General features: G+C 58.3%; 18 protein-coding genes and 1 pseudogene. 14 read left to right on the top strand and 5 right to left on the bottom strand.

What is annotated here, in order from left to right:
- The first annotated feature begins 66 nt into the window (after positions 1-66).
- From serC to ACQZ2L_RS21290, 13 genes and pseudogenes are all read left to right on the top strand, one after another.
- The gene (gene serC / locus ACQZ2L_RS21350; protein ID WP_430327740.1) at positions 67-1,152 is read left to right on the top strand and encodes a 3-phosphoserine/phosphohydroxythreonine transaminase; all 1,086 of its coding nucleotides are present in this window, start codon (positions 67-69) and stop codon (positions 1,150-1,152) included.
- A complete protein-coding gene (pheA, locus tag ACQZ2L_RS21345) occupies positions 1,152-2,246 on the top strand; it encodes a prephenate dehydratase (RefSeq protein ID WP_430327739.1) in 1,095 nt (364 codons plus the stop codon). Before serC ends, pheA begins: the two co-directional genes overlap by 1 nt.
- A 169-nt stretch (positions 2,247-2,415) precedes the next feature.
- On the top strand, positions 2,416-4,656 hold the full coding sequence (locus tag ACQZ2L_RS21340) for a bifunctional prephenate dehydrogenase/3-phosphoshikimate 1-carboxyvinyltransferase (RefSeq protein ID WP_430327738.1): 2,241 nt from the start codon (positions 2,416-2,418) through the stop codon (positions 4,654-4,656).
- Positions 4,653-5,339 (top strand): (d)CMP kinase, encoded by a 687-nt coding sequence (gene cmk, locus ACQZ2L_RS21335; RefSeq protein WP_101321651.1) that lies wholly within the window; start codon positions 4,653-4,655, stop codon positions 5,337-5,339. The genes ACQZ2L_RS21340 and cmk overlap by 4 nt, the downstream gene beginning before the upstream one ends.
- 123 nt (positions 5,340-5,462) lie before the next feature.
- Entirely contained in the window at positions 5,463-7,142 is a 1,680-nt protein-coding gene (gene rpsA / locus ACQZ2L_RS21330; protein ID WP_101321650.1) for a 30S ribosomal protein S1, read from the top strand.
- A gap of 351 nt (positions 7,143-7,493) precedes the next feature.
- A complete protein-coding gene (ihfB, locus tag ACQZ2L_RS21325) occupies positions 7,494-7,793 on the top strand; it encodes an integration host factor subunit beta (RefSeq protein ID WP_101321649.1) in 300 nt (99 codons plus the stop codon).
- 22 nt (positions 7,794-7,815) lie between these two features.
- Positions 7,816-8,079 carry a LapA family protein gene (locus ACQZ2L_RS21320; RefSeq protein WP_430327737.1) on the top strand — a complete coding sequence of 88 codons (264 nt, stop codon included), beginning with the start codon at positions 7,816-7,818 and terminating at the stop codon, positions 8,077-8,079.
- 104 nt (positions 8,080-8,183) lie between these two features.
- Positions 8,184-9,617 (top strand): annotated as a pseudogene (locus ACQZ2L_RS21315) (MBL fold metallo-hydrolase RNA specificity domain-containing protein).
- Between the two features lie 262 nt (positions 9,618-9,879).
- On the top strand, positions 9,880-11,319 hold the full coding sequence (locus ACQZ2L_RS21310; RefSeq protein WP_430327736.1) for a mannose-1-phosphate guanylyltransferase/mannose-6-phosphate isomerase: 1,440 nt from the start codon (positions 9,880-9,882) through the stop codon (positions 11,317-11,319).
- A 78-nt stretch (positions 11,320-11,397) separates the two neighbouring features.
- Positions 11,398-12,429 carry a glycosyltransferase family 2 protein gene (locus tag ACQZ2L_RS21305; RefSeq protein ID WP_430327735.1) on the top strand — a complete coding sequence of 344 codons (1,032 nt, stop codon included), beginning with the start codon at positions 11,398-11,400 and terminating at the stop codon, positions 12,427-12,429.
- 103 nt (positions 12,430-12,532) lie between these two features.
- Positions 12,533-13,078 carry a dTDP-4-dehydrorhamnose 3,5-epimerase gene (gene rfbC / locus ACQZ2L_RS21300; protein WP_430327734.1) on the top strand — a complete coding sequence of 182 codons (546 nt, stop codon included), beginning with the start codon at positions 12,533-12,535 and terminating at the stop codon, positions 13,076-13,078.
- Between the two features lie 105 nt (positions 13,079-13,183).
- Complete coding sequence (locus ACQZ2L_RS21295; RefSeq protein WP_430327733.1) at positions 13,184-14,014, top strand: ABC transporter permease; 831 nt, start codon at positions 13,184-13,186, stop codon at positions 14,012-14,014.
- Positions 14,004-15,380, top strand: coding sequence for an ABC transporter ATP-binding protein (locus tag ACQZ2L_RS21290; protein WP_430327732.1), 1,377 nt, complete (start codon positions 14,004-14,006; stop codon positions 15,378-15,380). The genes ACQZ2L_RS21295 and ACQZ2L_RS21290 overlap by 11 nt, the downstream gene beginning before the upstream one ends.
- A 161-nt stretch (positions 15,381-15,541) precedes the next feature.
- Here the strand turns inward: ACQZ2L_RS21290 and ACQZ2L_RS21285 are convergent, their stop codons facing one another.
- On the bottom strand, positions 15,542-15,943 hold the full coding sequence (locus tag ACQZ2L_RS21285; RefSeq protein WP_430327731.1) for a hypothetical protein: 402 nt from the start codon (positions 15,941-15,943) through the stop codon (positions 15,542-15,544).
- On the opposite strand from ACQZ2L_RS21285, the gene ACQZ2L_RS21280 reads away from it, so the two are divergent.
- Complete coding sequence (locus ACQZ2L_RS21280; protein WP_430327730.1) at positions 15,929-18,841, top strand: rhamnan synthesis F family protein; 2,913 nt, start codon at positions 15,929-15,931, stop codon at positions 18,839-18,841. The two genes, ACQZ2L_RS21285 and ACQZ2L_RS21280, sit on opposite strands and share 15 nt — an antisense overlap.
- A gap of 63 nt (positions 18,842-18,904) precedes the next feature.
- On the opposite strand, the gene ACQZ2L_RS21275 is transcribed toward ACQZ2L_RS21280, so the two are convergent.
- The 4 genes from ACQZ2L_RS21275 to rfbB are packed head-to-tail and all read right to left on the bottom strand — an operon-like array spanning position 18,905 to position 22,717.
- Positions 18,905-19,822, bottom strand: a complete 918-nt coding sequence (locus ACQZ2L_RS21275; RefSeq protein WP_430327729.1) for a glycosyltransferase — start codon at positions 19,820-19,822, stop codon at positions 18,905-18,907.
- Positions 19,823-19,851: 29 nt separating this feature from the next.
- Positions 19,852-20,742 carry a glucose-1-phosphate thymidylyltransferase RfbA gene (rfbA, locus tag ACQZ2L_RS21270; protein WP_430327728.1) on the bottom strand — a complete coding sequence of 297 codons (891 nt, stop codon included), beginning with the start codon at positions 20,740-20,742 and terminating at the stop codon, positions 19,852-19,854.
- Entirely contained in the window at positions 20,739-21,644 is a 906-nt protein-coding gene (gene rfbD / locus ACQZ2L_RS21265) for a dTDP-4-dehydrorhamnose reductase (protein WP_430327727.1), read from the bottom strand. Before rfbD ends, rfbA begins: the two co-directional genes overlap by 4 nt.
- Positions 21,641-22,717 (bottom strand): dTDP-glucose 4,6-dehydratase, encoded by a 1,077-nt coding sequence (rfbB, locus tag ACQZ2L_RS21260; RefSeq protein ID WP_430327726.1) that lies wholly within the window; start codon positions 22,715-22,717, stop codon positions 21,641-21,643. The genes rfbD and rfbB overlap by 4 nt, the downstream gene beginning before the upstream one ends.
- Positions 22,718-22,934 lie beyond the last annotated feature (217 nt).

Raw genomic sequence — 22,934 nt, 5'->3', positions numbered from 1 at the left:
CGCAACAACCCGAGCGGGGCGGCCATGGTCGCCCCGCTTACTGACCAGAGCAGAGCGAGAGTGGATGTGAGCAAACGAGCCTTTAACTTCTGCGCAGGCCCTGCTGCGCTTCCTGAAGCAGTCCTGCAGCGCGCCCAGGCGGAAATGCTGGACTGGAATGGCAAGGGTCTGTCGGTGATGGAAATGAGCCATCGCAGCGATGACTACGTGGCCATTGCCGAAAAGGCCGAGCAGGACCTGCGTGACCTGCTGTCCGTCCCCTCCAATTACAAAGTGCTGTTTCTGCAAGGTGGCGCCAGCCAGCAATTTGCCGAGATCCCGTTGAACCTGCTGCCGGAAAACGGCACCGCAGACTACATCGAGACCGGCATCTGGTCGAAAAAGGCCATCGAAGAAGCGCGTCGCTTCGGCAACATCAACATTGCTGCCAGCGCCAAGCCTTACGATTACCTCGCCATCCCCGGCCAGAACGACTGGACCCTGAGCAAGGACGCCGCTTACGTCCACTACGCGTCCAACGAAACCATCGGTGGCCTGCAGTTTGACTGGGTGCCGCAGACCGGTGACGTACCGCTGGTGGTCGACATGTCTTCGGACATCCTCTCGCGCCCGACCGACGTGTCCCAGTTCGGCCTGATCTACGCCGGCGCGCAGAAGAACATCGGCCCAAGTGGCCTGGTTGTGGTGATCGTGCGTGAAGACCTGCTCGGTCGCGCCCGCAGCAGCTGCCCGACCATGCTCGACTATAAGGTTTCGGCTGACAACGGCTCGATGTACAACACGCCGGCAACCTATTCCTGGTACCTCTCGGGGCTGGTCTTCGAGTGGCTCAAGGAGCAGGGCGGTGTCGAAGCCATGGAAGCGCGCAACCGGGCGAAAAAAGACCGCCTGTACGGCTTTATCGACGGTAGCGATTTCTACAGCAACCCGATCAGCGTCAACGCCCGTTCGTGGATGAACGTGCCGTTCCGCCTGGCCGACGAGCGCCTGGACAAGGCGTTCCTCGCAGGGGCCGACGCACGCGGCCTGCTCAACCTCAAGGGCCATCGCTCGGTGGGCGGCATGCGCGCATCGATCTACAACGCCCTGGGTCAGGACGCGGTGGAAGCGCTGGTCGGCTACATGGCTGAATTCGAGAAGGAGCACGCCTGATGGTCGAGCACGAACTCAAAGCCCTGCGAGTACGCATCGACAGCCTCGACGAGAAGATCCTCGAGCTGATCAGCGAGCGCGCGCGCTGCGCCCAGGAAGTGGCTCGGGTCAAGATGGCCAACCTGGCCGAAGGCGAGGCGCCGGTGTTCTACCGCCCCGAGCGTGAAGCTGCCGTGCTCAAGCGCGTCATGGAGCGCAACGCCGGCCCACTGGGCAACGAAGAGATGGCGCGTTTGTTCCGCGAAATCATGTCTTCGTGTCTGGCCCTGGAGCAGCCGCTGAAAGTCGCCTACCTCGGCCCTGAAGGTACCTTCACCCAGGCGGCGGCGATGAAACACTTCGGCCACGCGGTGATCAGCCGGCCAATGGCGGCGATCGACGAAGTGTTCCGTGAAGTGGCCGCCGGTGCGGTCAACTTCGGCGTAGTGCCGGTGGAAAACTCCACCGAAGGTGCGGTCAGCCACACCCTCGACAGCTTCCTCGAGCACGACATGGTCATCTGCGGCGAAGTTGAGTTGCGCATTCACCATCACCTGCTGGTGGGCGAGAGCACGAAGACCGACAGCATCACCCGCATCTATTCCCATGCGCAGTCGCTGGCCCAGTGCCGCAAGTGGCTCGATGCGCATTACCCGAATGTCGAGCGGGTGGCGGTGTCGAGCAACGCCGAAGCGGCCAAGCGGGTCAAGGGTGAATGGAACTCGGCGGCGATTGCCGGCGATATGGCAGCCAACCTGTATGGCCTGACCCGTATTGCCGAGAAAATCGAAGACCGCCCGGACAACTCCACGCGCTTCCTCATGATCGGCAGCCAGGAAGTGCCGCCGACCGGCGACGACAAGACTTCGATCATCGTGTCGATGAGCAACAAGCCGGGCGCGCTGCACGAGCTGCTGGTGCCGTTTCACGACAACGGCATCGACCTGACCCGGATCGAAACCCGGCCGTCGCGCAGTGGCAAGTGGACCTATGTGTTCTTCATTGATTTTGTTGGGCACCACCGTGATCCGTTGATCAAGGCAGTGCTGGAGCAGATCAGCCAGGAAGCCGTGGCGCTGAAAGTGCTGGGGTCTTATCCGAAGGCAGTGCTTTGATTGCAGGCCTTTGGGAGCGCGATGCGCTCCATCGCGACACAAGGCCGCTCCTACAGGTTCTGCGGGCAGCCGTAGCATCGTGTAGGAGCGGCCTTGTGTCGCGATGGGCTGCAAAGCAGCCCCAATGGCCCTCCCAGACTGACCTGATCCATCAACAGGGTTCGCACCAGTGGTAAACGCACCAACTCCCAAACCCACGCCAATCATCAACCGCCTGGTCGTCGTCGGGCTCGGCCTGATCGGCGGCTCGTTCGCCAAGGGCCTGCGTGAAAGCGGCCTGTGCCGCGAAGTGGTCGGCGTCGACCTGGATGCCCCGTCGCGCAAGCAGGCGGTTGCCCTCGGTGTAGTCGATCGCTGCGAAGAAGACCTCGCCAGCGCCTGCATCGGCGCCGACGTGATCCAGCTCGCCGTGCCGATCCTGGCCATGGAAAAACTGCTCGCCGTGCTGGCCCGGCTTGACCTCGGCAACGCCATCGTCACCGACGTCGGCAGCGCCAAGTGCAACGTGGTCCGTGCCGCCCGCGGAGTGTTCAGCAGCAACCTGCCGCGCTTCGTTCCCGGCCACCCGATCGCCGGCTCCGAGCAGAGCGGGGTAGAGGCTTCCAACGCCGCGCTGTTCCGCCGGCATAAAGTCATTCTTACGCCACTGGCGGAAACCGACCCTGGCGCACTGGCCATGGTCGACCGCCTGTGGCGCGCATTGGGCGCCGATGTCGAGCACATGACGGTCGAGCGTCACGACGAAGTGCTGGCGGCTACCAGTCACCTGCCACACCTGTTGGCCTTCGGCTTGGTCGATTCGCTGGCCAAGCGCAATGAAAACCTCGAAATCTTCCGGTACGCTGCAGGGGGCTTTCGCGATTTCACAAGAATCGCCGGCAGCGACCCGATCATGTGGCATGACATCTTCCTCGCCAACCGCGAGGCGGTGCTGCGCACGCTAGATACATTTCGCACCGATCTCGACGCCTTGCGCGACGCGGTCGATGCAGGGGATGGGCACCAGCTGCTGGGGGTATTTACCCGCGCACGGGTTGCCCGCGAGCATTTCAGTAAAATCCTGGCCCGCCGGGCCTATGTGGACGCTATGAACGCCAACGATCTGATTTTCCTGGCCCAACCTGGTGGCCGCGTGTCCGGACGGATCCGCGTTCCAGGCGACAAGTCGATTTCCCATCGCTCGATCATGCTCGGCTCGCTGGCCGAAGGCACCACTGAAGTTGAAGGCTTCCTTGAAGGCGAGGATGCGCTGGCAACCTTGCAGGCCTTCCGCGACATGGGTGTGGTCATCGAAGGCCCCAACCATGGCAAGGTCACCATTCACGGTGTCGGCCTGCACGGCCTGAAAGCCCCGCCCGGGCCGATCTATGTCGGCAACTCCGGCACTTCGATGCGCCTGCTGTCGGGTCTGCTCGCCGGCCAGCCGTTCGATGTGACCATGACCGGTGATGCCTCGCTGTCGAAGCGGCCGATGGGCCGTGTCGCCAACCCGCTGCGGGAAATGGGCGCAGTGGTCGAGACCGGCGCCGATGGCCGGCCACCCCTGACCATTCGTGGTGGGCAGAAGCTCAAGGCACTCAACTACACGCTGCCGATGGCCAGTGCTCAGGTCAAATCCTGCCTGCTGCTGGCCGGCCTGTATGCCGAAGGCGTGACCACCGTTACCGAGCCTGCGCCAACCCGCGACCACACCGAGCGCATGCTGCGCGGGTTTGGCTATGCGGTCGAAAGCAATGGCCCGGTTGCCTCGCTGCAGGCCGGTGGTAAACTCACTGCAACGCGCATCGAAGTGCCGGCAGACATCTCGTCTGCAGCATTCTTCCTGGTGGCTGCGTCGATCGCCGAAGGCTCGGACCTGCTGCTTGAGCACGTCGGCATCAACCCGACGCGCACCGGTGTCATCGACATCCTGCGCCTGATGGGCGGCGACATCACCCTGGAAAACCAGCGTGAGGTCGGTGGCGAGCCGGTAGCCGACCTGCGCGTGCGCGGCGCCAAACTCAAAGGCATCGAGATCCCTGAAGAGCTGGTACCGCTGGCTATCGACGAGTTCCCGGTGCTGTTCGTCGCCGCGGCCTGCGCCGAAGGCCGGACCATCCTGCGCGGCGCTGAAGAACTGCGAGTGAAGGAATCCGATCGCATCCAGGTAATGGCCGACGGCCTGATCACCCTGGGCGTGAAGTGCGAGCCGACCCCGGACGGGATCATCATCGACGGCGGCCCGATCGGCGGCGGCGAAGTGCACGGCCACGGCGACCACCGTATCGCCATGGCTTTCAGCATCGCCTCGCTGCGGGCTACCGCGCCGGTGCGTATCCATGACTGCGCCAACGTTGCCACCTCATTCCCCAACTTCCTCGCGCTGTGCGCCGAAGTCGGCATTCGTGTGGCCGAAGAGGCCAAGTCGTGAACGCCCAGGCCCCGGTCATTACCATTGACGGCCCAAGCGGTTCGGGCAAAGGCACCGTAGCCGGGCTGCTGGCACGTGAGCTCGGCTGGCGCCTGCTCGATTCCGGCGCGCTGTACCGTTTGCTCGCCTTCAGCGCGCGCAATCATGGCGTCGACCTGACCAACGAAGAGCTGCTGACCAAGCTGGCCGCTCATCTGGATGTGCAGTTCTACCCGGCCGAGGAGGGTAAGCTGCAGCGCATCATGCTCGAGGGTGACGACGTCAGCCTCGACATCCGTACCGAAGCAGTCGGCGCCGGCGCCTCGATGGTGGCCTCGCTGCCCGCGGTGCGCGATGCCCTGCTGCAACGCCAGCGCGCGTTTCAGGAGGCTCCCGGGCTGATCGCAGACGGCCGCGACATGGGCACTGTGGTGTTCCCGGACGCGCCGCTTAAAGTGTTTTTGACCGCCAGCGCCGAGGAACGGGCGCGTCGTCGTTATTTGCAGTTGAAAGCGAAAGGCGACGATGTTAGGCTGGCGAGTCTGCTAGATGAGATTAGTGCGCGCGATGAGCGCGACACCCAGCGTGCGGTGGCCCCGCTCAAACCGGCGGCCGACGCGATACAGCTGGACTCTACCGAGTTGTCCATCGAGCAGGTGTTGCAACGCATCAAAAGCGAGATCGCACTTCGCGGTATCGCCTGATGATCAGGAAAGCAGGCAGGGGCACCAGTCAACGTCTTGCCGGTTTTCCTTTAAATAACGAAACCCACATTGTCTGGAGTGTGGTTAGGGGCGTCTTCTTCGCCCAAATCTACAGGAATTAAAATGAGCGAAAGCTTTGCAGAACTCTTTGAAGAAAGCCTGAAAACCCTCAATCTTCAGCCGGGTGCGATCATCACCGGTATCGTTGTCGACATCGACGGCGACTGGGTTACCGTACACGCTGGCCTGAAGTCCGAGGGCGTCATCCCGCTCGAGCAGTTCTACAACGAAGCTGGCGAGCTGACCATCAAGGTCGGTGACGAAGTTCACGTTGCGCTGGACGCGGTCGAAGACGGCTTTGGCGAAACCAAGCTGTCCCGTGAAAAAGCCAAGCGCGCCGAGTGCTGGATTGTTCTGGAAGCTGCTTTCGCTGCCGAAGAAGTTGTCAAGGGCGTTATCAACGGTAAGGTTAAAGGCGGCTTCACTGTCGACGTTAACGGTATCCGTGCGTTCCTGCCAGGTTCGTTGGTTGATGTCCGCCCAGTGCGCGACACCACCCACCTCGAAGGCAAAGAGCTGGAATTCAAGGTCATCAAGCTGGACCAGAAGCGCAACAACGTCGTTGTTTCGCGTCGCAGCGTCCTCGAAGCCGAGAACAGCGCCGAGCGTGAAGCTCTGCTCGAAACTCTGCAAGAAGGCCAGCAAGTCAAAGGTATCGTCAAGAACCTCACCGACTACGGCGCATTCGTGGACCTGGGCGGCATCGACGGCCTGCTGCACATCACCGACATGGCTTGGAAGCGTATCAAGCACCCGTCGGAAATCGTCAACGTTGGTGACGAAGTTGATGTTCGCGTCCTGAAGTTCGACCGTGAGCGCAACCGCGTTTCGCTGGGTCTGAAGCAGATGGGCGAAGATCCGTGGGTAGCTATCACTGCTCGTTACCCAGAAGGTACTCGCGTACAAGCTCGCGTTACCAACCTGACCGACTACGGCTGCTTCGCTGAGCTGGAAGAAGGCGTTGAAGGTCTGGTACACGTTTCCGAAATGGACTGGACCAACAAAAACATCCACCCGTCGAAAGTCGTTCAGGTTGGCGACGAAGTGGAAGTTATGGTTCTGGACATCGACGAAGAGCGTCGTCGTATCTCCCTGGGCATCAAACAGTGCAAGTCCAACCCATGGGAAGACTTCTCCGGCCAGTTCAACAAGGGTGACAAGATCACCGGTACCATCAAGTCGATCACCGACTTCGGTATCTTCATCGGCCTGGACGGCGGCATCGACGGTCTGGTTCACCTGTCCGACATCTCCTGGAACGAAACCGGCGAAGAAGCCGTACGTCGTTTCAAGAAGGGCGACGAGCTGGAAACTGTCATCCTGTCGGTTGATCCAGAGCGCGAGCGCATCTCCCTGGGCATCAAGCAGCTGGAAGACGATCCGTTCTCCAACTTCGTTGCTGTCAACGACAAGGGTGCAATCGTCAAGGGTATCGTCAAGGAAGTTGACGCCAAAGGCGCCATCATCACCCTGGCCGACGACATCGAAGCTACTCTGAAAGCTTCCGAAATCAGCCGTGACCGCGTTGAAGACGCGCGTAACGTTCTGAAGGAAGGCGAAGAGATCGAAGCCAAGATCATCAGCGTTGACCGTAAGTCGCGCGTTATCAGCCTGTCGATCAAATCGAAAGACGATGCTGAAGAGCGTGAAGCTATCCAGAGCCTGAAACAGGCTCCTGAGGCAGCTGCTGCCGACACCACCATGGCTGCGCTGCTGCGCGAAGCAATGGCCAAACAGAACTGAGTTCTGCTTGATCGGTAGAAAAAGGGCGACTTAGGTCGCCCTTTTTTATTGCCTGCGATTTGTTGCCTGCCAACAGAAGGCCTGATCGCTACGCAACTCTTCCACCGCAACGCTCTCTGTAGGAGCGGCCTTGTGTCGCGAAAGGGCTGCACAGCAGCCCCGGCTATCTAGAACCCAGCCCCAACAAACCCCTCTACCCAGCACCACCCCAACCCCCTGCACCGAAAAAGTTCCCCGCGCACCAATCTTGAATTTTTTTATTAAGTCAAGACGCGCCCTGTTCAAATCCCCCAGAGCGTGCTACAAACTGGTTAAGCAATGATCTAGCTGCTTGATAACGAAGGGAAAAACATGACGAAGTCGGAGCTGATCGAACGTATTGTCACCCACCAGGGTTTACTCTCGTCCAAGGACGTCGAGTTGGCCATCAAGACCATGCTCGAGCAAATGGCCCAGTGCCTGGCTACCGGCGATCGCATCGAGATTCGCGGTTTTGGCAGCTTCTCGCTGCACTATCGCGCACCTCGCGTGGGTCGCAACCCCAAGACTGGCCAGTCGGTGAGCCTTGAGGGCAAGTTCGTGCCGCACTTCAAGCCGGGCAAGGAATTGCGAGACCGGGTCAACGAAGAAGAGCACGAAACCGAAGCCTGAGTGCAATCAAAGGATCAGACCGATGCGTAACCTCAAGCGCGCCCTGGCGCTGCTGTTCGTCCTGCTGCTGGCAGCAGTGGTAATGTTCTTCGTGGTGGAGAACCAGCAAACCGTCGCCCTGGTACTGTTCGGCTGGACTGCCCCCGCAGTGCCCGTAGCACTGCCAGTACTCGCGGCCCTGGTGGTTGGCCTGGCCCTCGGTCCGTTGCTTGGTGCCTACGGCGTCATGCGCAGTAAGCGCAGGATTCGTGCATCGGCACGTCAGGCGGCCTTGGCAGAGAGCTGAGGAAACGTCCTACAGCGTTAGCAGACGTAGCCGATATGAGGCCTGCGAAGAAAATGGAGTAATAGCCCGCTTCATTTTCACCCCCTGCGCAGGGCTTCAGCAGCATGACCTTCCCCGTTATCACGCACCATGGCGGTACCCGCGGCGTCACGGGGTCCTGTCATCAGCTGCACCTGGACCCCGCCACCAGTCTGCTTATCGATTGCGGTCTTGAGCAAGGCGCCGATGCCCGCCCTGATTCCCCCGCGCTGGGCTTCGATATCAGCGGCATTCAGGCGCTGGTTATCACTCACGTGCACCTCGACCATGTCGGTCGCATTCCGGCACTGCTGGCCGCAGGCTTTCGCGGCCCGATCTTCTGTAGCGAGCCTTCCGCCAAACTGCTCCCGCTGATTCTTGAAGATGCTTTCAAGCTCGGCATCAGTAGCGAGTCCGCGCACATAACGCGTTTTCTGCACCTGCTAAAAAGTCTGGTAGAGCCGATCGCTTTCGGTCAGTGGCACAGTCTGCTCGAGCGCGCGAACCTGCAGTGCCGTATTCGCCTGCAACGTGCCGGCCATTTGCTCGGTTCAGCGTACATCGAGTGTGACATCAGTACCCCTGCGCCATCGGGCTGCATCCGGGTGGTGTTCTCTGGCGATATCGGCGCGCCTCATAGCCCCTTGTTGCGTCCGGTCCAGCCACCGGAGCGCGCCGATGTGCTGGTACTTGAAAGCACCTATGGCGATCGCCTGCACGCAGACCGCAGCGATCGGCGCTAGCGTCTGGAAGCAGCGATAGATCGTGCCTTGGCTGACCAGGGCACGATCCTGATCCCGGCATTCAGCCTCGGCCGGACACAAGAGCTGCTCTACGAGATCGAAGAGATCCTCCACCTCAAAGGCCTGCTCGATAGCTCGGCTGGTGCCGTCAGCAACGACCAGTTCGACTGGGCACAGTTACCGATTATCCTCGACTCGCCGCTGGCTCAGCGCGTCACTCAGGTCTATCGGGAGCTGCATCAGTACTGGAATGATGAAGCCCGCCTACGCTTGAGCGAAGGTCGCAAGCCGCTTGGCTTCGCTCAGTTGGTGTGCGTCGACAGCCATGCCAAACACAGGCAAGTGGTCAATTATCTGAAGAGCACTGGCCGACCAGCGATCGTGATTGCCGGCAATGGCATGTGTTCGGGTGGGCGGATCGTTAATTACCTCAAGGCCATGCTGGGTGATCCGCGGCATGAAGTGGTGTTTGTGGGGTATCAGGTCAGGAGTTCGCCGGGTGCGGTCATTCAGGCGAGTCAGGGCAGGGCGGGCGAATCGCAGGTAAGCCTCGACGGTAAGATGCACGTCATTCGGGCCAAGGTTATTACTCTGCAGGGGTATTCAGCGCATGCAGACCAGGCCGGTCTTGTGGCATTCGCTTCGGGCGCCGGGCTCGCGCCTGAGTCAATTATCCTGGTGCATGGCGAGCCCGCCGCCAAGGACGCGTTGCGCAGGGCTCTGCAGTGGCGCTATCAGCGGCATGGATGGCGATGTGAGATCACCGTCCCGAGATGATTTGGATGTTCTGGCTACTGTGTCTTGTCATTGATGCAGGCCCGCAACTGCTGGCCAGCGCGCAAGCCTCCATGAAAGATCTCTGGTATTCTAGGCGGCAGTGCTTGAAATCCCTGCTTATGGACGGCGAAGGGATCGGACGTTGGGGACGCATGCTTTTCACGTCGTCCCGCCCCATTCCGTCTAGTCGTGGCGGCGTCATAAGCAGACTAATGCCAGGTCCATGAAGTTATCAACTTCGTATGACCGTTAAGGATTCACTATGGAATTAATTCCGGTTATTTTATCCGGTGGCGTCGGTAGTCGGCTGTGGCCAGTATCCAGAGAAACTCATCCGAAACCATTCATGACATTGCCAGGTGGACAGAACCTGATCCAGAAGGCTTTTCTTCGGGCTGCTGGCTTGGAGCGGGTGGCCGAAGTCCTCACTGTCACCAATCGCGAGCTGTTGTTCAAGACCGAAGACGAATACCGCTCGGTGAATTCCAGTGAGCTGCCGCTAGGCTATATCCTCGAACCCTTTGGTCGCAACACTGCAAGTGCAGTTGCTGCCGCAGCGCTGCGCTTGCAGCAGAGTCATGGCCCACAGGCCTATATGCTGATTCTGGCTGCTGATCACCTGATTCAGAAGGATGATGCGTTCCGCGACGCGGTTGCCAAAGCCATCAGCCTCGCTTCCGAGGGATGGTTGGTCACCTTTGGCGTCACGCCGAAGTATCCGGAAACCGGCTTTGGCTACATCGAAACGGCCAGCGAGGTGGTTGGCGCTGGCTTGAAAGTCGAGCGTTTCGTCGAGAAGCCGGATCTGCAAACGGCCAAGTCTTATCTGGCAACGGGCAACTACTTCTGGAATACCGGCATGTTCTGCTTCCAGGTCGGCACCGTGCTCGAAGAATTCAGGCAGCACGCGCCAGACGTACTTGAAGCGGTTGAGCGTACGCTGAGTGTCTCACGCTCCTCAAGTGCATCTGGCTATGCCTGTCTGGTGCTGGATAGCGAACAATTTGCCAAGGCGCCTGACATCTCCATCGACTATGCGCTGATGGAGCGCTCCAGCAAAGTAGCGACCGTTCCTTGCGATCTGGGCTGGAGTGACATTGGCTCCTGGAATGCGGTCAGTGAACTGACCAAGGCAGATGGGCAGGGCAATCGCTTCGAAGGCGACGTCATGGCATACGCCGCAAGCAACAACTATGTGCACACTGAAGACCGCCTTGCAGCATTGGTCGGTGTGCAGGATCTGTTGGTGGTTGATACACCAGATGCACTGTTGATTGCCCACAAAGACCATGCGCAAGAGGTGAAGCACATTGTCACTCGGCTGAAAAGCGAGGGTCATGCCGCACACCTCATGCACCGAACGGTGCACCGACCCTGGGGAACGTATACCACCCTGGAGGAAGGTGACCGCTTCAAGATCAAGCGCATCGTGGTCAAGCCCAAGGCCTCTCTCTCACTCCAACTGCATCACCATCGCAGCGAGCACTGGATTGTAGTCAGTGGTATGGCTGTTGTGATCAATGATGGCGACGAGCTAATGCTCAATACCAATGAGTCAACCTACATCCGAGCAGGCAATCAGCACCGTTTGCAAAATCCGGGTGTTATTGATCTGGTGATGATCGAAGTACAGAGTGGTGAGTACCTTGGCGAGGATGACATCGTTCGCTTTGAGGACAACTACGGTCGCTGCGGCTCGTGAATTGAGTATTTATAATTACACTCGGCGGTACCTAAAACTGAAAGCGCGTAGTACGCCGCTACGGTATGGACTGAGCCAGTGAACGAAATTATGCAGTCCAGATCTACTCATTTGGACAAGGGCAGACTACATGGAGAGCGTGACAACTTGATAGGTGGTTATAGCTTTACCGATGTTGCAGTTGAGGCACCTGTCAGCATTGCCATATTGATGTGTACCTACAATGGTGCATCGTTTTTACGTGAGCAGCTTGAATCTTTCCACGGTCAGACGTTCACTCATTGGACTCTGTACGTCTCGGATGACGGGTCTACCGATGAGACGCGTCTGATATTGTCTGAGTATCAACAACGATGGGGTGCCGGGCGTGTGCAGGTATTTGAGGGGCCGCGCCAAGGGTTCGCAAAAAACTTCATCTCGCTGCTGCAGCGCCCGCAGGTCAACGCCCAGTACTACGCGTTTAGCGATCAGGACGACATCTGGTTCAATGACAAGCTGGAACGAAGCCTGGCTCATCTGGTCAAATTAGCGCCTGGCCAGCCGGCTCTGTATTGCTCAAGGACTCAGTTGGTCGATGCAGCACGGCGCACTGTGGGGTACTCACCGCTGTTCACGCGGCCGCCATCCTTCCAGAACGCGTTGGTTCAGAGCCTTGCTGGCGCCAATACCATGGTGATAAATGCGGCCGCTCGCGAGCTGATCATGCAGTTACCGCCCGATGCTGAGATCGTGGCCCATGACTGGCTGGCTTACATCCTGGTCACCGGGTGTGGTGGTACCGCGATCTACGATGCTGAGCCCAGTCTGGAATACCGTCAGCATGACGATAATCTGATTGGCGCGAACACGAGCTTCAAGCAGATGCTGCATCGGTTCGGCAAGATGCTGACAGGTCGTTTTGTAACCTGGAATGACGCCAATCTAAGGTTGCTGTGTACCTTCAGGGCTGGCTTGACACCGCAAAATCGCGCCATTCTCGAGCACTTTGAGGGCGCCCGGCGATCCGGTCTGCCTTCACGCTTGCGAGCATTGCGTCGATCAGGTGTGTATCGACAGACCTTTGCCGGTAACATCACGCTGACTATCGCTGCATTCTTAGCCAGAATTTGATCATCGCGTAACGTCCTCAGCCTTTGTTTCAAGGGTGGGGCAGCATTCGGGAATGCCCTCGATGGCACACCGGAACGAATAGTATTTGGAGATTTTTTTTCACATGAAAGCAACAGCTCTGGCAATTCCTGAAGTCATCCTCTTCGAACCGCGGGTTTTTGGCGATGATCGTGGCTTCTTCTTCGAGAGCTTCAATCACAAAGTGTTCGAAGAGGTCGTTGGCCGGCCTGTGAAATTTGTCCAGGACAATCATTCCCGTTCGATCAAGGGCGTGCTGCGTGGCATGCACTACCAGATCCAGCAACCCCAGGGCAAACTTGTGCGCGTCGTGCAGGGCGAAGTGTTCGACGTCGCGGTCGACATGCGCAAGAGCTCGCCGACATTTGGGCAGTGGGTGGGCGCTCATCTCAGTGCTGAGAACAAACATCAGCTGTGGGTGCCTGAAGGCTTCGCCCACGGCTTTGTGGTGCTCTCGGAAAGCGCCGAGTTCCTGTACAAGACCACTGACTACTGGGCACCTGAGCACGAGCGCAGCCTGGCCTGGGATGACCCTACCGTTGGTATTGAGTGGCCCTACCAGGGCACGCCGACACTGTCAGCAAAAGATCTGCACAATACAGCATTCGAGGACGCGGATACCTTCGCCTGATTGTCTCGAGGCCCGCGCAGGTTCGACACCGCCACATGTTGCGGTGCTTGGGCCTGCGCGGGTTTTCGCGTATGCAAAGATCGATTAATTCACCGAGGTAACTGAATGAACCCGCATTCGCAGGCCCCCATATCGCCGCAGGCGCTGATCAGCAATCTCTGGCAATACCGCCGGTTGATCATGCAGATGGCGCGTCGAGAAGTGGCAGGCCGCTATAAAGGCTCGGTGATGGGGCTGTTGTGGTCCTTCCTGACGCCATTATTCATGCTGGCCGTCTACACCTTTGTCTTTTCAGTCGTATTCAAGGCGCGTTGGACGACGTCTCCCGATGAAGGCAAAGGCGATTTCGCCGTGCTGCTGTTTGCCGGCATGATCGTTCACGGCTTGTTCGCCGAGGTGTTGAACAGGGCGCCGGGCTTGATCCTGGCGAACGTCAACTACGTTAAAAAAGTGGTGTTTCCGCTCGAGATATTGCCCGTCATCTCGATGTGCACCGCGCTATTCCACAGTGGCGTCAGCCTGCTGGTCTTGCTGTGCGCCATCATTGTCGTCAATGGTGAGTTTCACGCGACCATGTTGTTGGTACCCTTGGTGGTGCTGCCTTTCATCATATTCGTACAAGGCCTGGCATGGGTGCTCGCATCGCTGGGCGTATACCTGCGTGACGTGGGGCAAACCATCGGCATTATCACCATGGTGATGTTGTTCATGTCCCCTGTGTTCTTTCCCGTCAGCTCGCTGCCGGTCGAAATGCGTCCATTGATGGAGGCAAACCCGCTGACCTTTATTATCGAGCAGGTGCGCGAAGTCCTGATTTGGGGCCATCTGCCAGATTGGATGGGACTGGGCCGTTACATGTTAATGGCGTTGCTCACTGCCTGGCTTGGCTATGCATGGTTCCAGAGAACAAGAAAGGGCTTTGCTGATGTCTTATAATTCCCCCCAGTCTGCAGAACCGGCGATCGTCGTAACAGGCGTATCGAAATGCTTTCATATCTACAGCAAGCCGCAGGATCGCCTGAAGCAGTCGATCATGCCGCGTGTGCAGCAAGCCCTAGGGCTCAAGCAGAAAGCCTACAGCCGTGAATTCTGGGCCCTGAAGAATGTCTCCTTTACCCTTAACAAGGGTGAAACCCTCGGTATCATAGGCCGCAACGGTTCGGGCAAGTCGACCCTGCTGCAGCTTATATGCGGCACCTTGAGCCCGACTCATGGTCAAGTGCAAACGTTTGGCCGAGTTGCTGCGTTGCTGGAATTGGGTGCAGGCTTCAACCCTGAATTCACCGGTCGAGAAAACGTCTACCTCAGCGCTGCATTTTATGGTTTGAGTAAAGAGCAGACAGACGAGCGTTTCGATGACATCGTGAATTTCTCCGAAATCAGGGATTTCATCGATCAGCCGGTAAAAACCTATTCAAGTGGCATGTTCGTGCGGCTTGCCTTTGCCACCATTGCTCACGTCGATGCCGACATCCTCATCATCGATGAAGCATTGGCTGTTGGTGACGCCATCTTCACTCAGAAATGCATGCGCTTTCTGCGCAAGTTTAAAGAAGAGAAGACGCTGCTTTTTGTCAGCCACGACAGCACCTCCGTCATTGCGCTGTGCGACAAGGCACTGTGGTTATCCGATGGGCAGACCCAGGAACTTGGCGATGCCAAGGAAACCAGTGAGCACTATCTGAACTTCATTCTCGGTGCCACTCAGGACAAGAGCCTTCAAGACCAGACACAGGCATCGTCGACCGCCAGGAAGTTGCGCGAAATCTGGGCCGGTGAGCATCGCTATGCTTCAGCCGGCCCGATGAGCTTGTTCCAGTCCAACTTGCAAGCCTCACCTCAGACAGATCCGCTGGGCGCGCAGATCAAGCATGTCAATGTGACGGCAGAGGATGGCAGTGACATTCGTGCGCTTACCGGCGGCGAAGTGGTGACCCTGTCGATTCATGCAATCGCCTTCACCGAACTGAAAAGCCCTGTGCTGGGCTTTTACATCAAGGATCGTCTCGGGCAGTTCCTGTTTGGCAGCAACACGCTGAGCATCGAAGACACACTGCGGCCCGCTGCCGCGCCAGGGCAAGCCATCAATGCGCAGTTCACCTTTGCCATGCCTTGGCTTGCCAGTGGTGACTACTCGATTCAGGTGGCGATTGCAGATGGCACCCAGCAAGACCACACATCCCATCACTGGATTCACGACGCGGTCATTTTCCACTGCAGTCATGATCCATCGGCGTCTGGTCTGATCGGGATTCCGATGTTGGATATTCAACTACATGTCAGTGCTCAGCCAGACCTGTAACAGGACTGGCGTCCGGCCGGAGCGGCCGGGGCCTTGGACGCACACGGGCACTGCGCTGCCCTTGGCGTCGTCAGACCACAGGCTTGCAGATGCATTTGCAGAATAAAATACTCGATCGCTTTAGCGATATCGTAGATACCCGAATGTCGGGGGAGGCTGAGTTAGTGAACGTTGAGCAAAGCACGCCGGAGGCACGGTTGATCAGCCAGCTGCGTGAAGAGAACGCCGCATTGCAGGGGAGCCGGCATCATTTGCAAGCTCAGCTTGCCCAAGCTGAAACAAATCGACGTCTGATGCAGGGCCAATTGGCGGAAGCGCAAAAGGCGCCCGCGCAAATGACAGCAGCGCTGCAAGCGCAATTGGCCGATGCCCAGCAGCGGGCGCTCGCCGCCGAGCTTGACCGAGAGGCGCTCTCCAGTCTGCGGGATGAACTGGTAAACGCGCGCAATGAGACTGCCAGGACCAAGCAAGAGCTGCAGAGCCTGCGCATGCAGCTTGCGAGCCTTCAACAACAGGCCAAACGTTCTGCCGAAGATTATGCAGCGATCATGCACGGCCTTCACAGCTCCACCAGTTGGAAGATCACGGCTCCGTTGCGGGTGCTCTCGCGCGCTGTGCGTGGTCAGCGTCCGCTGGTTGCCGGTGGCCTGCGTGCGCGGCTGCTTGATCAGGTAAAGCCCTTGTATTGGGCGATACCGCCGAAGTATCGCACCCCGGTGCTGCACTGGGGTTATCGCAATCTGGGTGGGGTGTTCCGCGGCAGCCCTCACTACGAGCTGTGGAAAAACGGCGCTCAGGTGCACATCGAAGCAGTCGATAACACCTTGATCACGCTCGACGGCGTAGAACAAGCCGAGCATGTCCAGGGCACTATCGCTATCCACTTGCATATGTATTACGAAGACCTGGCTCCTGAGTTTGCCGGGTATTTGAAGAATATGCCCTTCGACTATGATCTTTACGTGTCGGTCAAAGACGCCGAGGGCGAAAGTGCCTGCCGCGCAGCGTTCGCCAAACTGGAGCATTGCAAGGCGCAGACATTCCAGATCGTCGACAATCGCGGCCGCGATATTGCGCCGATGTTCTGCACCTTCGGCGAAGCGCTGCGCCGCTATGACTACATCGCCCATTTGCACAGCAAGAAGTCGCTGTACAACGCTGGCGCCACCGAAGGATGGCGCCAGTATCTGGCTGGCAATCTGTTGGGAAGCACTGCAACCATTCGTAGAATCTTTACCTTGCTGGCTGCAGACAAGGGCATTGTCTATCCGCAAAACTTCAAGTCGGTGCCCAGTCAGGCCAATACCTGGCTGGCCAACAAGGGCATGGGTACTGCCTGGTGTGCACGCCTGGGTATTGCGCCAGTGCCGCAGGGGTATTTCGATTTCCCGGCCGGTTCCATGTTCTGGGCCCGGGGAGACGCATTGCGGCCGTTGTTCAATGCCAACATAACCATCAACGACTTCAATGAGGAAGCCGGCCAGACCGATGGGACATTCGCTCACTGTCTGGAGCGGCTGCTGGCCTTGAGTGCACGCAAGCAGGGTCTGCAGCCAGGGATCATCCAGGATACTGTAAACCCGACCTGGTCTTCCTGGCGGCTCGACCAATCGGTCGGACGCTCGTTCGATTCGATGGCCGACCATTTCTTGAATCCGAAGATCAAGTGCATCGGCTTCGATATATTCGACACGCTGCTGATCCGTCCGCTGATCGACGCAGAGTCGACCAAGCGTATCGTTGCCGCGAATCTGCCGGAAAATCTGGCTGGGCTGTACAGCGATTATCGTGTGGCGGCAGAAGGCGAAGCCCGCAAGAACAAGGGCCGCGACGTTGACCTGGATGATATCTATAAAGCATTCCAGCACCTGAGTCAGCTGTCAGACCAGGACGTAGCGACCATCCGCAAGCTTGAAGAGCATACCGAGTACAAATCGCTGTCCGCACGCAGTGGTGGCGTCGAGCTGTTCGAGCGTGCCAAGTTGGCGGGCAAGCCGGTGGTGCTCATCTCGGATATGTTCCTGCCCAAAGCGCTGATCACCCGCGCACTGAACGCCAACGGCATCCATGGCTGGACCGAGTTCTACCTGTCGAACGAAGTGGGAGTGCGCAAGGACAGCGGGCAGCTATATGACCATGTTCTGCAAGTTCACGGGTTGCAGCCTGATGAACTGATCATGGTGGGCGACAACGAGCGCTCCGATCTGCAGATACCCTGCGACAAGGGTTGTGTAGGCTTGCATATTCTGCGCCCGACCGAATTGGCTCGGGGCATGCCGCGCTTGCGCGGCATTGTGGAAAAATACGAGTTTGCCCACGACCTCAACGCCGAGCTGACCCTGGGCTTGTTGTTCAGGCAGAACTTCCCGGCGGTGACTTACCCCGAGCTGAACCCGGGCTCTTTATTCCACGCCACGGCGTACAATATCGGGTACAGCCTTGTGGGTCCGATGTTGACCGGTATGGCCCAGTGGCTGATAGACAATGCCCAGCGCGACGGCGTCGAACGGCTGCACTTCCTGGCCCGTGAGGGACAGTTGATGAAGGCTGTTTACGATGTCTGGGCGCAAGGTGTGACAAGCGCACCGCCGGCCGAATATCTGGTGGTTTCGCGTCGAACCTGCAGCGTGCCGCTGCTCAAGACCATTGACGATATTTTCGCCGTGGCCAAGGGTGATTACTACATCAATACCGCATCCAACTATTTGCTGGAGCGTTTCGGTCTTGAATTGAGCGACGATGTCTGGAGCCAACTGCAAGCTGAAACCGGTATTGGTCAACAGACGCCTGTGGAGGTTCGCAACGGCAATCTGACCGCTTTGAAGCCGTTGTTGACCAAGCTGGCCGAGACCATCTTCGAGCAGGCGCATGCAGAGCATGCTGCGCTGAGCCTTTACCTGCAGTCGATGGGGCTGGTGGGCGGTGAGAAAAACGCAGTGGTCGATGTAGGCTATGGCGCAACCATTCAGAACTACCTGTGCAAGCTGACTGGCCAACAGATTCATGGTTACTACCTGGCGACCGACGAGCGCTCAATCGAAGTTGCCGACAGCCACGAAGTCATCATTCGGGGCTGCCTGATGCATAACGTCGAACACAGCCTGGCGGCACCGATCATGTACCTGCGCAGCTTTGAGCTGGAGAAACTGCTCAGTTCGAGCGATGGACAGGTGGTCAAGTACACTTCTGAAGATGGTATCAGTGTCCAGGCGCACCATCGTCAGTTGTCTGCTCAGGAGCGCACCGGCGACGCGTTCAGGCAAGAGCTGCGCAATGGCGTCATCCAGTTTGCCGAGGATGCGCTGCAGGTACGTAACGCATTGCTGGGCAGCTTTGCACCCTCGCTGGAAGTGAGCAGGGCGATCGCTGATGAGTTCTTCTCGAAGCACTCCACCGACGAGCTGAAGATGCTGAACCACGTCATGCTGGATGATCACTATTGCGGCCGAGGTGTTGTGTAAGCCGAGCGCCGTGTAAAAAAAGGCTATCAGGAGATCTGATAGCCTTTTTTTTGTGCCCGACTTTTATCGATGTCGGGTAATGCTGTTCAGCAAGCAAATGGCGAACAGCATCGCCCTGTCACGCGGGCGGCGGCGACAGTGAGCGACACTGAACGCCAGCGTGATCCACGCTTTTGCGTTGCTCGACTCACCGTCAAGTACCCTGAAGGGGCTATGGATATCCAGCAGAGTGGCGGTCAGTTGAATCTGGGAAAACCACCAGCCGTCAGTGATTTTGCGCAAGCGTGAACGCGCCGAGGCTAAGCCGTTGTTCACCCCGACCTGATTACGTGCGTGTTGTCGATAATCAAGGCTGGGCGTTGGATCGATAATCCATGAGTAGTGGTGGCTACGTGCGAACGCGTAACAGAACCAGTCATGCAGATCGATACGCTGAACCTCATCCCAATGGCTCAACAGCAGCGACTTGAACGCTGATGCCAACCTGCGGGTCAGGACATACGTGCAGCCAGGGCCAGCGGCCTCGAAGAGATAGTCCCAACGCACCTGTGGTTGTGCTTTGTTCACCAGCAGGCGCCGCCCATCATCCCAGAAGGCGACCACGTTGCTCGAGTAGCCGTCGGCATCGCTGGCTCGCAGCGTGGTCACCGCGCGATCGAGCTTGTCTGCGTACCACACATCATCCTGATCGGAAAACGCGACGTAGTCGTAGGCTGACAGATCAACATCTTTGATCAAGCGAAAGAAATTGCGTGAGGCGCCTTTGAATGGGCCGGCGGGAGGCAGTACAGAAATATTGGCGTGTCGCTGCGCCAGCCGAGCGCACAAGGCTTCGGTACCGTCGGTCGAAGGGTCGACACTGATGTAGATATCAACACTGGCATGAGCCTGGGCGAGGATAGAGGCCAGTTGCTCCTCTATCCATTCGCAACCATTGTAGGCAGCCAGCAGAACCGCGATCCGGGCGGGCCCGGAGGCCACCTCGGTAGAGCTGCTACCTGTAGTCATACTCAGCGATGACCTGGCTCCAGAAGGCTCTGCAAATACTGGCCATAGCCTGTCTTCTTGAGTTTCTGGGCCTGGCTGGCAACTTGCTCGCGAGTGATCCAGCCATTGGTGAAGGCAATCTCTTCAAGGCAGGCCACTTTCCAGCCCTGGCGCTCTTCGATGGTCTGGATGAAGTGGCTGGCTTCCATCAACGATTGATGAGTGCCGGTGTCCAGCCAGGCGAAACCACGGCCGAGGATTTCAACGCTGAGGTTCTTCTGCTCGAGATAGACCCGGTTCACATCGGTGATTTCCAGCTCACCACGCTCAGACGGTTTGATGTTCTTGGCGATCTCGACAACCTGATTGTCATAGAAGTAGAGGCCTGTGACCGCGTAGCTCGACTTCGGCTCGGCAGGCTTTTCTTCAATGCTCAAAGCCCGGCCATTGGCGTCGAACTCAACCACCCCGAAGCGCTCCGGATCTGCTACGTGATAGCCGAACACAGTGGCGCCTTCAGTTTGCTGGGTAGCGGAGCGCAAGTTATCCGAGAAGTGCTGGCCATAGAAGATGTTGTCGCCCAGGATCAGGCAGCAAGGGTCACTGCCGATGAATTCTTCACCAATGATGAAGGCCTGAGCGAGGCCATCTGGGGTGGGCTGCTCGGCGTAGCTCAGCTCAATGCCGTAATTGCTGCCATCACCCAGCAGTTTGCGGAACGAAGGCAGGTCTTCCGGGGTAGAGATGATCAGGATTTCGCGCATACCCGCCAGCATCAGCACCGACAACGGGTAGAAGATCATTGGCTTGTCGTAGATCGGCAGCATCTGCTTGGAGACGCCCAGCGTAAGCGGGTGAAGGCGCGTTCCCGAACCACCAGCCAGAATGATCCCTTTACGATTGGTTGTGTTCATTTGTTCAGAGCTTCCATAAGCATGCGGGTTACACCACTTTGCCAATCCGGCAAGTGCAGAGAGAAAGAGTTGCGAAGTTTTGCTGTCGACAGCCGCGAATTCGACGGGCGCTTGGCCGGCGTTGGGTACTCGCTGGTGTTGATCGGTTTGACCGACGTTACCTTGAGCGTTTCACCCTGGGTGCGGGCAAAGTCGATGACGTAACTGGCATAAGCATGCCAGGTTGTCTCGCCAGCCGGGGCCAGGTGATAGATACCGGCCAGCTGAGGATTGCGCAGCGCTTGCTGCAGAGCGGCCACGGCCACATCGGCGAGCAGGTCGGCGCCGGTCGGTACGCCGGTCTGATCGGCAATCACACTGAGTTCTTCGCGGTCTTTGGCCAGGCGTAGCATGGTCTTGGCAAAGTTGTTGCCGCGGGCTGCATACACCCAGCTGGTACGGAAGATCAGATGCTTGCAACCCGACGCCTGAATCAGCTGTTCACCTTCAAGCTTGGTGGCGCCGTAGTAGTTGACTGGCGCTACGGTGTCAGTTTCGGTCCATTCAGACTGGCCGCTGCCGTCAAACACGTAATCGGTGGAGTAATGCACCAGCCATGCATCGAGGCGTTTGGCCTCTTGCGCCATTACCTCGCTTGCCAGGGCATTGACCGTGTGGGCCAGCTCGCGCTCGCTCTCGGCTTTATCCACTGCCGTGTAGGCGGCGGCGTTCACGATTACCTGCGGCGCAACGGCGCGAATGGTGGCACGCAGGCTTTCAAGGTCAGAAAGGTCACCGGCCAGCTCACCATAGGCAGTGTCTACCCGATGACGATCCAGGGCTACGACTTCGCCCAGGATGCCGAGGGCGCGCTGCAGCTCCCAGCCAACCTGACCGTTTTTACCCAGCAGCAGAATCCTCATGCCTTGCCTACGCGTGTGGCGTAGTTGGTGTCAATCCATTGCTGGTAGCTGCCGCTTTTGACATGGGCAACCCATTCAGGATTGTCCAGGTACCACTGTACAGTTTTGCGAATGCCCGACTCGAACGTCTCTTCAGGCACCCAGCCCAGCTCCCGCTGGATCTTGCTGGCGTCGATCGCGTAGCGCAGGTCATGGCCTGGTCGGTCCTGAACGTAGGTCAGCAGTTCGACGTGAGGACGGAATGCCGACTCAGGGCGCAGCTCATCGAGCAAGGCACAGACGGTACGCACAACTTCGATGTTCTGTTTTTCGTTATGACCGCCGATGTTGTAGGTCTCACCTACTTCACCTTCGGTTACAACTTTGTACAGCGCACGGGCGTGGTCTTCGACATACAGCCAGTCACGGATCTGATCGCCCTTACCATAGATAGGCAGCGGCTTGCCTTCCAGGGCGTTGAGGATGACCAGAGGGATCAACTTCTCCGGGAAGTGGCATGGGCCGTAATTGTTCGAACAGTTGGTGACCAGAGTCGGCAGGCCGTAGGTACGGGCCCAGGCGCGAACCAGATGGTCGGAGCTGGCTTTGCTGGCCGAGTAGGGCGAGCTTGGTTGATAGGGAGTGGTCTCGGTGAAGAGGTCTTCCGGCCCTTCCAGATCGCCGTACACTTCGTCAGTGGAAATGTGGTGGAAACGAAAGGCCGACTTGCGCGTCTCGTCCAGCGTCGCCCAGTACCCACGCGCTGCTTCGAGCAGGTTGTAGGTGCCGATGATGTTGGTCTCGATGAACTCCGACGGGCCGCTGATCGAGCGGTCGACGTGGGACTCGGCGGCCAGGTGCATCACGGCGTCAGGCTGATGCTCGCGGAATACTCGGTCGAGTTCGGCGCGGTCGCAGATGTCGACGCGCTCGAAGGCATAGCGCGCATTCTGGTCGACCGACTGCAACGACTCCAGATTACCGGCATACGTCAGCTTATCGACGTTGACCACTGAGTCATTGGTGTTCGAGATGATGTGACGCACAACTGCCGAACCGATGAAGCCGGCACCACCTGTTACTAAGATCTTCACGAGAATTTTCTACCTTGAGGTTCTGACAGAGCCTATGAACTCTGCATAAGTCCCTGCACGTTATGACTTAGCCATCATATACACACGATGCAAAAGTATACCCGATTAGCCCACAGCTACGGCAATTGATGATGCGCAGCTAGCGGGCCCGACGGGCTGTGCAGCACCCGAGTCGGCAGGTAGGACAGGCTGGGATAGAGCGAGGTTCCGCAGTTGC

Source organism: Pseudomonas shirazensis (genome assembly GCF_050496565.1).
Classification (GTDB): Bacteria; Pseudomonadota; Gammaproteobacteria; order Pseudomonadales; family Pseudomonadaceae; genus Aquipseudomonas; species Aquipseudomonas shirazensis_A.
The sequence above is the reverse complement of the archived record's forward strand: the minus strand, read 5'-3'. Positions and strand labels throughout refer to the sequence as shown.

Bases quoted from the DNA above. Each gene is read 5' to 3' on its own strand.
- pheA (WP_430327739.1), top strand. From the start codon at position 1,152: ATGGTCGAGCACGAACTCAAAGCCCTGCGAGTACGCATCGACAGCCTC.
- rpsA (WP_101321650.1), top strand. From the start codon at position 5,463: ATGAGCGAAAGCTTTGCAGAACTCTTTGAAGAAAGCCTGAAAACCCTC.
- ihfB (WP_101321649.1), top strand. From the start codon at position 7,494: ATGACGAAGTCGGAGCTGATCGAACGTATTGTCACCCACCAGGGTTTA.
- ACQZ2L_RS21320 (WP_430327737.1), top strand. From the start codon at position 7,816: ATGCGTAACCTCAAGCGCGCCCTGGCGCTGCTGTTCGTCCTGCTGCTG.
- ACQZ2L_RS21310 (WP_430327736.1), top strand. From the start codon at position 9,880: ATGGAATTAATTCCGGTTATTTTATCCGGTGGCGTCGGTAGTCGGCTG.
- rfbC (WP_430327734.1), top strand. From the start codon at position 12,533: ATGAAAGCAACAGCTCTGGCAATTCCTGAAGTCATCCTCTTCGAACCG.
- ACQZ2L_RS21295 (WP_430327733.1), top strand. From the start codon at position 13,184: ATGAACCCGCATTCGCAGGCCCCCATATCGCCGCAGGCGCTGATCAGC.
- ACQZ2L_RS21290 (WP_430327732.1), top strand. From the start codon at position 14,004: ATGTCTTATAATTCCCCCCAGTCTGCAGAACCGGCGATCGTCGTAACA.
- ACQZ2L_RS21280 (WP_430327730.1), top strand. From the start codon at position 15,929: ATGCACGGCCTTCACAGCTCCACCAGTTGGAAGATCACGGCTCCGTTG.
- rfbA (WP_430327728.1), bottom strand. From the start codon at position 20,742: ATGAACACAACCAATCGTAAAGGGATCATTCTGGCTGGTGGTTCGGGA.
- rfbD (WP_430327727.1), bottom strand. From the start codon at position 21,644: ATGAGGATTCTGCTGCTGGGTAAAAACGGTCAGGTTGGCTGGGAGCTG.